This is a genomic window from Photorhabdus stackebrandtii, from assembly GCF_011189495.1.
Taxonomy (GTDB): domain Bacteria; phylum Pseudomonadota; class Gammaproteobacteria; order Enterobacterales; family Enterobacteriaceae; genus Photorhabdus; species Photorhabdus khanii.
On sequence record NZ_PUJV01000027.1, the window covers coordinates 43,197 to 52,706 of the forward strand.

Consider the following 9,510-nt stretch of genomic DNA (forward strand, 5'->3'; position numbering starts at 1 on the left):
GATTAGTGATAATCCAGCTTGAACCGGACAGTGGTTCGATACTGCCCCGCCTGCAATAACTGGTGATTACCCACCAATCGCATCGCGTAACTAAGAGTCATATGCCCTTCCTGTAAATCCCCCACAGGTAATGGCGTTCCCGGATAAGCCTGATTGCCGTATATGTCAGTAATTTGCAACGCGACACCTCGTGCTACACCATACAATCGAAAATTGTTCCCATCCGGCATGCCGTCAAACGTCATCTGAAAGCGATGCCAGTCAGACTTACCCAATGTGGCAGAGGTCAGTACGCAATTAATCAAGTGGATGGAAAAGGGGCTCATTGGTCCCTGTCCATCATGGACCATCTGGCTTACTGGGGCCGTGGCTAACTCAATCGTCTGGTCACGGCTACCTGCATCAATCGCACAGGCCGAATCAATAATCGCGCCTTGCATGCTAACGCGACCATGCCCTTGTGTTCCTCGTGGTGCAGTCGCTGCAGCGCTGACAGCAATGCAGGAAAGCATTAACAAGCAGGGCACCACAACAGCGGCAGAATATCGGCTCATGACTTCTCTCCGGCTAAACTCATTCAAGACTTTTAATTAAGAAACGCCCGCTTCCCTGTAAGCGTTTCCGTGCATGAAAAAGTTATTGATAAGTCAGTTGGAAATTGGCAATACCGGTGAAATCACCCGGAACAACTGCATCAGGCCCAGTGTCACCCTGAAGATAAGCAGCGAAGTTCAGATCATTACTACCATCACGCAGTGCTACCGCAGGAGAAGGGGTACCCAGTTTAATTTTATTGCCACCCCCATCGGTGATCGCAATGCCTGCGCCTTTAGCCGATCCTTCAATACCCAGCAGCCCCTCACCGCCAGTGATACTGGATTTGGCGCCGATAAACGTGGTTGTTACTGTATTTATCGTTTCAGTCGTGCAATTCTCTAAAGAGATTTTGAACGACTTAGAAGAAGAACGACCGCCATTTTTCAAAGAAACGTTAGAGATAGAACCCAATGGTACAACCTGATCAACCGTTTCAGGGGTGATAGAACAAGGTGCATCAATGATAGAGCCTGTAAAAGTTACCGTTCCATGACCTTGACTAGGATTAGCCGCATTTACAGAACCCGCAACCAAAGCCATGCCCAATCCCAGAGCCATAACCAATTTATTCAATTTCATGTGAATTAATTCCTTGAATTTAAGGATAAAATACCCATAACCATAAAAAAAATAGCAGCGCAGGATTACCGATCCATGCACCCGATATCCGGCACAAAATAGGGTTTAAAAATTTCGGATTAATATTTTTTAAAACCAAACAAAATGCACCAAACCGTATTATTTAGTTAAAAACACTAAAAAAACATAATAATTCGAAGTAAACATTATAAATTTCATATTATTTCAAATTAATAATCTAAGTCATTAATTGATATTTGATTGAATTCAGATGAATTAACTGATTTTTTACAATCTAATTAATATTAGTTACAAAAAATAGTAAAAAATATCCAAGAAAATCTATATATTATAAATAGTTAAATATTGGCAATCTGGAATTACACTAAATTTGACTTAAGAGGTAGTTTTGTAGGAACATATTTACAGTTTGGTGCATTCTGTTTAGTTTCTTTTTATTGTCTAATAGTTTCCAAATATATAATTACAAAGTTTACAAGCTGATATTTTCTATTAAAAAATGGCTATTTATGACTATCTGAAAACGGTATTTATAGATTTTGCCCCAAATATATAGAATTACCAGCCAATAATTTTATAAAAGTTCTATTAATTGATATATTCCGGTAGATTAATATTATTTTCTACCGATAACTATCTGCTCTGATTCCACAGGAACTATTTTCATGAAGAAGCGTAAGTTCTTAACAAGACATGAAATTAATGCGATTTTAGAAAAAACACGTCAAGGTCGTCACGCTGAGAGAGATTACTGCATGATACTCATGTGCTTCATTCATGGGTTTAGAGTCAGTGAACTATGTAATCTAACACTATCCGATCTTGATCTTAACTCAGAAATTATTCATGTAAGGCGACTAAAAGGGGGATTATCAACAACACACCCACTGGTTCCAGAAGAAATAATTGCTTTAAATCAATGGCTTAATATAAGGAAGCAGTGGAGAGAATCAGATACATCGTGGGTCTTTTTATCACAAAAGTCAGGTGCGATTTCACGCCAGCAAGTTTATGGTTTATTAAAACGTTATGGCAGACAAGCATTAGTTAATATTTCACCTCACCCACATATGTTAAGACATGCCTGCGGTTATGCTCTCGCTGATCTCGGAAGAGATACACGCCTTATTCAGGATTATCTCGGCCACCGCAATATATCCCATACCGTTATTTACACAGCAAGTAATGTAAAACGGTTCTCCAGAATATGGGAAACACCGGCAAAAGGCCTAGACTAATCTCAATATCTCTTTTTATAAAAGACACTGTAGTATAAGAAATTATTTGTTTTAGCAATAAAAAGCATCATCTGATTACAAAAAATCCTCATTCATGTGTGTATTGATGAGGATTTTTCATTCGCTAAAACAATTATCAATATCATAAGATACGGCCTATTATTTCTTATAATCATTTTTAAATTAACTTTCTCAGAAATAAATACATTGGGTTATTAAATAAAAATAGGAATTACCAAACACCGATAACGCAAGAAAAATCGACTCAGGTCATAATGTGGATGATAGGTAAGAGGATTTTTTCTCTCTGAATTTTCTTTGAAGGAGAAAACCCTCTCACCTTTAATTTTATACAACAGTTAAATAATCAACAAAATAATTATCACACCAATGATTATTTAAAATAATTAATAAATAGATTAATGACTATTTTTTGTCGAAACGAGTTGTCTATCGGGGAAGTCTTCATTTAATTCATCATAATCTTTAACTTCATTTTTAAATGTAATAATCTTATCTTGCCCACTGCATTGGCTATTCGATATCATATTGCAATCATCGGGAATATTTTTTTCTTTTATTCCAAGCCATTGAGAAAATAAAGTTAGAAAATGTAATCCACTTCTTTGTGACGTTATTTTTTCACGATGAGAATAATCGCTTCCGGTAATAAAAAAAGGCACCTGAAAACTCTGTTTATTTTTGTCATTATGTGTCAGATTTTCCTGTTCGGTTCCTTCATCAACATGAGAAAGACCGTGATCTGAAAAATACATCATAGTCCATTTTAAATGATTATTATTCGCTTCAGACACAATTTCAGAAAGAAGCTTGTCTGTGTTAGAGATACTTTTTATATAACAAGAAATTTCTTTTGATTGTAAAAACAGATCATATTTTCCATTAGTTCTGACGCACGCCTGTGGATGAGACCCCATCAGATGAATAACAATCAGCTTTTTCTTCTTTTCTGACATTAACGCCTTTTTAATATAAGGCATCAATTTATCATCAGGTAAATAAAGCCTATCATCAGAATTGCCGCTTTTCAGAAAATTAAAACTATCTGCCTGCTGTCCAATTAAAGCAACCGGAGAATCAAAAGCACTCTTCATACCTTGGTTAGATATCCAATAAGTATAAAACCCCGCCTTTTTCGCCAACGTTATGACACTGTTGTTTAAATTGATAGTATTATCGTCTTTCAGAGCAAGTGAGTTCGTCAAAGACAGCTGGGTAGATGCCGATGCTGAGATATAATTTGTAAATATCTTACCATTGGTTTTGTCCAGCCACGGCGTATTATTATAAGGAAAACCATACGCATTCATAAAATCTTTTCTAACGCTTTCACCAATTACCATTATATATGTTTCATATTTATCCTCTTCCACCACCGGCTGCCATAAATCCTTCTGTTTTATTATTTTAGAAAATTTCACCCTTTCTGAGTTAACTTCATTGTAGCTCTCCACGAGATCGCTAAAAAACCTGACTTCTGGCAAACCAGAAGCTAATATACTAAAATCAGGATTAAAATCAGATTTTATATATCCTCTCACCGGTGACCAAAAAGCTGACAATACAAAAAACAGAGACAGCAATATTATATTATTTCGCTTCAAAGTTACTTTTAGCTTGAGAGACAAAAACATTAACACAATGATTATCAATGCAATTAAATAGGTAAACAAAGGAAGCCCACTGATGAATTCAATAGCTTCATTTTTATTGGTATAAATTAAAGAGCCTACTGAATTAACATCAGGATAACCATAAGTCAATCCTACTGGAGAATAAACCACACCAGTTAATCCGATAGCAAGTATAAATATACAATATATAGTGAAGCTAAAATTAGATAACAATATTAGAATCGAAAAAGCACTGAATACATATATAAACTTTAACTGATACCCAAGACTTAAATGGGCAAAGGTGATAAAGCTAAATAAGCACACCAAAATGAACATTTCTCGAAATTTTTTACTTAACAACATAACGAACTCGTTTCCTTAATTTATAGAAGAGATACTCAAAAATTTATAATTTTTTCTTACCAATATGGATAATTTTGCAAAATTAAAATATCTGTGATTGATCAATCCCCAGCTTGAATGCAATCCGTTGTGCTAATATTTTGTTCAACACGATTATATTCCACATATCATCTATTCTTTATGCAACTTTAAACGACATCACTCAGATTTTTATACTAAATAGTAAAACGAATACCTAAAAAACACTTTATCATCTCGCTGTCGTTTAGTTCAGAACTTCTTTAGTCAGTTAGGATATAAGATTTTTAGTTATTGATCTGCAATATTTGATTAAAAATATGTAAATAAATTGCGTTTTCCTATTAATAACAAAAATTCTGGGATTTTCTGGTTGTGCTCATTATCTGTGAGCTATAATTATGCACATAAATTATGATCTGGAATGTGTTATGAAAACAGCTGCAAGTAGTAGAAAAAAGGGTCAAAATCAAAGATAAATAATGTACTTAATCCATAAGATCTAAAAGCCTTGGCGTTCACCATCACAAAATTGCCACTATGATAGCAAAAAATGGCAAAAATACCCTATTTTTGCTATCATATTAGCAATATTTCCAATTCAATAGGTGCTGAAATGCTATCACTAAATACCCCATACGACACTCAGATTGCGTTTAAGACATATCTGAAGAAAGTTCGCAAAAACCGTAAGTTATCCATTGAGGCACTAGCGCAACATTCCGGTGTCCCCAACAGTACGATTCGAAAGTTTGAAGCAACAGGTAATATCTCTTTAAGACAATTCTTAATGCTTTATGATGCACTGTGCAATCTCAATGATATTCATCAGATAACCAAAATAAAACCCCATCCCCAAAGTATCGAAGAGGTTTTAAAACATGCTTAATATCCCTTTACTGGTAAAGCGCAGATTCAGTAATGGAAACGTGGAGAACGTCGGTAAATTAGCTGAAAACAGCAGCGGAGTTTACTTTCAATACGATGATAATTATTTATCAGCACATAAAAGCTCTATTGCTCCATTTAATCTCGAGTACGATGATTCATTGCAAAAAGCACCCTATCAACCTCACTACGGATTACATGGCGTTTTTGGTGATAGCTTGCCCGATGGATGGGGATTATATTTGATGAATCGCGTTTTCCGCCAAAATGGTTATATTCCCCAAAATATCACAGCATTGGAAAGACTGGCGTTTATCGGCAATCGTGGCCCTGGCGCTTTATCCTATGAGCCTGAAATACAAATTGAAAACAGAGACAAATATCAAGATATAGAACTCATTACATTAGGTACAGAAGCCGTTAAAGAATTTGAAGGAACGGAATCTCACCTAATAGCACACCTAATGAACGCAGGGAGTTCAGGTGGTGCAAGACCAAAACTTAATGTAACCAAACTGGCAAATGGGACTTTTACCACAAAACAAGATGCTATTGGCGAAAAACTGATTATCAAATTGACCTCAGAAAAATTTGCGCTAGGGCATCATGAAAGCCTGATTGAATATACCTATATGAAAATAGCAGAACGCGTAAATATTGAAGTTTCCGATTTTGAGTTATTTGATGCCGGGAATGGGCAATATTGGTTACAGCAATCCCGTTTTGACTGTGTAGGTGAACAAGGGCGTTTTCATATGATTTCTGCTTGCGGGTTACTGGATGCTCCTTTCAGAGAACCTTCGCTGGATTATATCGAATTGATCAAAGCGACCCGAATGTTATGTAACACTAATGAAGCCAAGAAACTTCTCTACAGAGCCATATTTAACTATCTGATGATGAACCAAGATGACCATGCAAAGAACTTCGCTTTCCTGGCCGATGACAATGATAACTGGCGTATCTCTCCTTTCTACGACATTATATATAGTCCATCACGCTATAATGAACATATGACCGCTTTCAATGGCTATGGCTCGACAATAACAAAACAGACAATGGAATTAATGGCAGGTCAGGCCGGGTTATCAGGCGCAAAAGCGATGATGAATATCGCCGCTGAAATTTATGACATAGCCAAAGATTTTCATACAGCAGCAGAACATGTTGGTATTCCAGCAATTTTAGCCAGAGAAATTCAACGAAATATTGACAACAGATGGAACACGTTAAAAGAATAATCCTACAACTATAGGAGATTAGTAATGAACGAGAAATTCTATCAGTTAAAAATAACGCTTACAGACTCACAACCCGCTATCTGGCGACAATTTGTCGTTCCTGCCTCTATTTCACTCGACAGGCTGCATGATGTGATACAAATCGTTATGGGGTGGCAAGATAGCCATCTGCATGAATTTCGTATTGGCAAGCTGCGACTAACAGAAATGCCAGAAAGTCCGTCTGATGGCAAAGAAGAATGTTTATATCGCTTGGTTGATTTGATTAAACAAAAAGGTCGAGCGTTTACCTATCTCTATGATTTTGGCGATAACTGGGAACATGAAATTGTTTTAGAAAACAGTCATTATCCTGAGAATGATCTTCCGCTGCCTTTTTACTGTCTGGATGGTGCCCGCGCATGCCCTCTTGAAGATACCGGTGGTATTTATGGCTATGAAAACCAAATAGAAATACTTAATGATCCTGACCATGAAGAATATGAAGAAACACTACAATGGATAAATGAATCGCTTGGTTTGCCTGAAAATGAACATTTCGACCCAGAGCAATTCTATCCGGACAATATTAATGCCTTTTTAGCGCTCTATTATCGCTGGTCACGAGACCGTTACTATCCCTTATGGAACCACGAAGCCTAACCATAGGATAAATCTATCATCACAGAGAAAAATTTCAGATGAATCACTACTACGGACACTGGTGCTTAATTTGAACTTATTTTTCTCACGGAATCAATGATACATCATTCAGTATCGAGTGCAGTTTCAGTGGTGTTTTCAGATTACCCCCAGTCAAACTGCACCTGCACTTTACACAGCGTCATACCTTCCATAGCGATGTAAAAGAGATATATCGTCATTCCTCTTGTTTAGACCACGCAATCGCATCCCAACAACGATTAACACATGTCAAAAACAATAATAATATTGCTACAATGAAAATATAATTGGAATAAACCAATGATTGCGGCCAAAATGCGATACACATCCCATAAACTCCCAACAAGAAAGCCCGATCGCTTTTCCCTAAAGGCCCTTTATAACTTCGCACTCCTCCAAGACGGGCGTTATGTTGTGTGACCTGCAGGGCAAAGAGACGCAATTCGACCTGTTTGCGTCGGGTACCCAAACCCCTACCCCACGGCGTGGCAGTGAAAAGTTGATGCAAACGCTGGATAAAATTAACAAGGAAGGAAAGTCACAAGTGTTCTTTGCCGGCGAAGGGATCAAGCCGGCTTTCGCGATGCGCCGGCAACTGCTGTCACCGGCCAATTTGACGCGCTGGCACGATATACCGACGGCGTTTGTTCGTTAGGCTGCACGCTGTTTTCCTACCGGCTATGCGGCTGCGTAATCGGATGGTTAATGGTGTTGCGGAATATACCATTTATGGTATAGTGAATTTACACCATACCAGAAAAGGTATAATCAGGATGGTGCAACAAGGTGAAAAGCCGCTAGTGTGGATTGGCAGCAGCAAGAAAGATTTACTGGATTTGCCGAAGGACGTGCAGCGCTTCTTTGGCTTTGCACTGGACTTCGCGCAGGGTGGCGAAAAGCATGATGCGGTGAAGGTAATGAAAGGGTTTGGCGGCGCCGGCGTTCTTGAAGTGGTCGAGGATGATATAGGCGGTACCTACCGGGCCGTGTACACAGTGAAATTTGACGAGGCAGTCTTTGTGCTGCACGCGTTCCAAAAGAAGAGTAAACACGGAATAGCGACGCTGAAAGAAGATATGGACATCATCCGCAATCGACTGAAAGTGGCCGCTGTGATGGCCCAGGAGATGAAAAATGAAAGAGAAAACCATTAATGGCGTAGCGGTTGAAATAAGCTCCGGTAACGTGTTTGCCGATCTGGGTTTCGCTGATGCCGAAAAACAAAAAATCAAATCTGGACTGGCCGTTGAGATCATCAAATCTATCAAGCGGCTGGGGCTGACACAAACCACCGCCGGTGAACGTATGGGGATCAGTCAGGCGAAGGTATCCCACCTGTTCCGGGGCGACTTTTCCAACCTGTCAGAACGTAAGCTGATGGAGTGTCTGAACCGGCTGGGCTGCGACATTGAGATCACCGTTAAGCCGACCACCGCCGAAACCGGGCATTTAATCCTGGCACATAGCGGGTAAGATCATATGCCCCTGGTCTGATGAGAGGGGCTAAACCGAGGGAAGCCAATGGACTTACTTCATGGTATTTATTCTCAGTATTTAGGCTTGCCGTTTATGCAGCAGATTTTCTTTGGTGGGGTGCTGCTGCTAAACACCGTGTTGTTACTGGTGTACTTATCCAGATTTGCGACGATGCTTTCACATTGGATCCGGGGAGAAAATATCCCCCCAAAAGGGAGCAAAAGTTAGGCGGTGTGATTATCCGTTTGAAGTAAAAGACCACCTCCCTAGGAGGCTGTCTCTTGATCACAAGTCTTGCTGGATAGAATGCGCCAGTTCTCGAAAAAGTTGTACTCATAAGTGAAACGATCACCGGCATCAAATTCAAAGTCATCAAGCGTGATTTTGTAAGGGTTATCCGAAAATGCAATCCCGCCAGAATAAGAAATGCCGTAATCTTTGCCATAAATATGGAATTGGTGAAGGTGATCGCCATGCCATCCTTGAGCAATCTGAATGATATAGTGAAAAGCCGCTAAAGACGTTTCACTTAATAACCTGAATCGCCGCCAGACCATAGGACTGATACCTCGAAGAGCCATTTTAACGATATAGGCTTTCATTATAAGCTGCCTGATAAAGACCTGCTAAGCTGCTTATTATACCACCAACTTAGCGGAGTGCCCCAAGGTAATGAGATGGTTCCCCTCACTCTAACGGCAGTATATTAGCAGAGTGATTATCTTTGATAAGAGGCTACCATCATGAACACTATCGCACTGATTGGCATCGATCTCGGCAAGCATTCTT

At 38.9% G+C, this 9,510-nt stretch carries 12 protein-coding genes; 8 read left to right on the forward strand and 4 right to left on the reverse strand.

Annotation, left to right across the window (positions count from 1 at the left end; all coding sequences use genetic code 11):
• Positions 1–2: 2 nt before the first annotated feature.
• Together C5470_RS17815 and C5470_RS17820 are read right to left on the reverse strand one after the other, a co-directional pair.
• Entirely contained in the window at positions 3–554 is a 552-nt protein-coding gene (locus tag C5470_RS17815) for a fimbrial protein (protein ID WP_166291028.1), read from the reverse strand.
• An 82-nt stretch (positions 555–636) separates the two neighbouring features.
• Positions 637–1,176: a fimbrial protein gene (locus tag C5470_RS17820; protein ID WP_166291030.1), complete on the reverse strand. Its 540-nt coding sequence runs from the start codon at positions 1,174–1,176 to the stop codon at positions 637–639.
• Between the two features lie 686 nt (positions 1,177–1,862).
• On the opposite strand from C5470_RS17820, the gene C5470_RS17825 reads away from it, so the two are divergent.
• Positions 1,863–2,435: a tyrosine-type DNA invertase gene (locus C5470_RS17825; RefSeq protein ID WP_166291032.1), complete on the forward strand. Its 573-nt coding sequence runs from the start codon at positions 1,863–1,865 to the stop codon at positions 2,433–2,435.
• A 419-nt stretch (positions 2,436–2,854) separates the two neighbouring features.
• On the opposite strand, the gene C5470_RS17830 is transcribed toward C5470_RS17825, so the two are convergent.
• Positions 2,855–4,435, reverse strand: a complete 1,581-nt coding sequence (locus C5470_RS17830) for a phosphoethanolamine transferase (protein WP_166291034.1) — start codon at positions 4,433–4,435, stop codon at positions 2,855–2,857.
• A 634-nt stretch (positions 4,436–5,069) separates the two neighbouring features.
• On the opposite strand from C5470_RS17830, the gene C5470_RS17835 reads away from it, so the two are divergent.
• The 7 genes from C5470_RS17835 (at position 5,070) to C5470_RS17865 (ending at position 8,949) form a co-directional block, all read left to right on the forward strand.
• Entirely contained in the window at positions 5,070–5,342 is a 273-nt protein-coding gene (locus C5470_RS17835) for a helix-turn-helix domain-containing protein (RefSeq protein WP_036849665.1), read from the forward strand.
• A complete protein-coding gene (locus tag C5470_RS17840) occupies positions 5,335–6,582 on the forward strand; it encodes a type II toxin-antitoxin system HipA family toxin (protein WP_166291036.1) in 1,248 nt (415 codons plus the stop codon). The genes C5470_RS17835 and C5470_RS17840 overlap by 8 nt, the downstream gene beginning before the upstream one ends.
• A 24-nt stretch (positions 6,583–6,606) precedes the next feature.
• Positions 6,607–7,224 carry a plasmid pRiA4b ORF-3 family protein gene (locus C5470_RS17845; protein WP_166291038.1) on the forward strand — a complete coding sequence of 206 codons (618 nt, stop codon included), beginning with the start codon at positions 6,607–6,609 and terminating at the stop codon, positions 7,222–7,224.
• Between the two features lie 430 nt (positions 7,225–7,654).
• On the forward strand, positions 7,655–7,900 hold the full coding sequence (locus C5470_RS17850) for a DUF4113 domain-containing protein (RefSeq protein ID WP_166291040.1): 246 nt from the start codon (positions 7,655–7,657) through the stop codon (positions 7,898–7,900).
• 118 nt (positions 7,901–8,018) lie between these two features.
• Positions 8,019–8,399, forward strand: coding sequence for a type II toxin-antitoxin system RelE/ParE family toxin (locus tag C5470_RS17855; protein WP_207627039.1), 381 nt, complete (start codon positions 8,019–8,021; stop codon positions 8,397–8,399).
• The gene (locus C5470_RS17860) at positions 8,380–8,718 is read left to right on the forward strand and encodes a helix-turn-helix domain-containing protein (protein WP_152962838.1); all 339 of its coding nucleotides are present in this window, start codon (positions 8,380–8,382) and stop codon (positions 8,716–8,718) included. The genes C5470_RS17855 and C5470_RS17860 overlap by 20 nt, the downstream gene beginning before the upstream one ends.
• A gap of 48 nt (positions 8,719–8,766) precedes the next feature.
• Complete coding sequence (locus tag C5470_RS17865) at positions 8,767–8,949, forward strand: hypothetical protein (protein ID WP_166291042.1); 183 nt, start codon at positions 8,767–8,769, stop codon at positions 8,947–8,949.
• A gap of 38 nt (positions 8,950–8,987) precedes the next feature.
• Here the strand turns inward: C5470_RS17865 and C5470_RS17870 are convergent, their stop codons facing one another.
• A complete protein-coding gene (locus C5470_RS17870; protein ID WP_166291044.1) occupies positions 8,988–9,323 on the reverse strand; it encodes a plasmid pRiA4b ORF-3 family protein in 336 nt (111 codons plus the stop codon).
• Positions 9,324–9,510 lie beyond the last annotated feature (187 nt).

Excerpts from the sequence above, each read along its gene's own strand:
- C5470_RS17815 (WP_166291028.1), bottom strand. The coding sequence starts at position 554 with ATGAGCCGATATTCTGCCGCTGTTGTGGTGCCCTGCTTGTTAATGCTT.
- C5470_RS17850 (WP_166291040.1), top strand. The coding sequence starts at position 7,655 with ATGTTGTGTGACCTGCAGGGCAAAGAGACGCAATTCGACCTGTTTGCG.
- C5470_RS17865 (WP_166291042.1), top strand. The coding sequence starts at position 8,767 with ATGGACTTACTTCATGGTATTTATTCTCAGTATTTAGGCTTGCCGTTT.
- C5470_RS17835 (WP_036849665.1), top strand. The coding sequence starts at position 5,070 with ATGCTATCACTAAATACCCCATACGACACTCAGATTGCGTTTAAGACA.
- C5470_RS17840 (WP_166291036.1), top strand. The coding sequence starts at position 5,335 with ATGCTTAATATCCCTTTACTGGTAAAGCGCAGATTCAGTAATGGAAAC.
- C5470_RS17825 (WP_166291032.1), top strand. The coding sequence starts at position 1,863 with ATGAAGAAGCGTAAGTTCTTAACAAGACATGAAATTAATGCGATTTTA.
- C5470_RS17845 (WP_166291038.1), top strand. The coding sequence starts at position 6,607 with ATGAACGAGAAATTCTATCAGTTAAAAATAACGCTTACAGACTCACAA.
- C5470_RS17820 (WP_166291030.1), bottom strand. The coding sequence starts at position 1,176 with ATGAAATTGAATAAATTGGTTATGGCTCTGGGATTGGGCATGGCTTTG.
- C5470_RS17855 (WP_207627039.1), top strand. The coding sequence starts at position 8,019 with ATGGTGCAACAAGGTGAAAAGCCGCTAGTGTGGATTGGCAGCAGCAAG.
- C5470_RS17830 (WP_166291034.1), bottom strand. The coding sequence starts at position 4,435 with ATGTTGTTAAGTAAAAAATTTCGAGAAATGTTCATTTTGGTGTGCTTA.
- C5470_RS17860 (WP_152962838.1), top strand. The coding sequence starts at position 8,380 with ATGAAAGAGAAAACCATTAATGGCGTAGCGGTTGAAATAAGCTCCGGT.
- C5470_RS17870 (WP_166291044.1), bottom strand. The coding sequence starts at position 9,323 with ATGAAAGCCTATATCGTTAAAATGGCTCTTCGAGGTATCAGTCCTATG.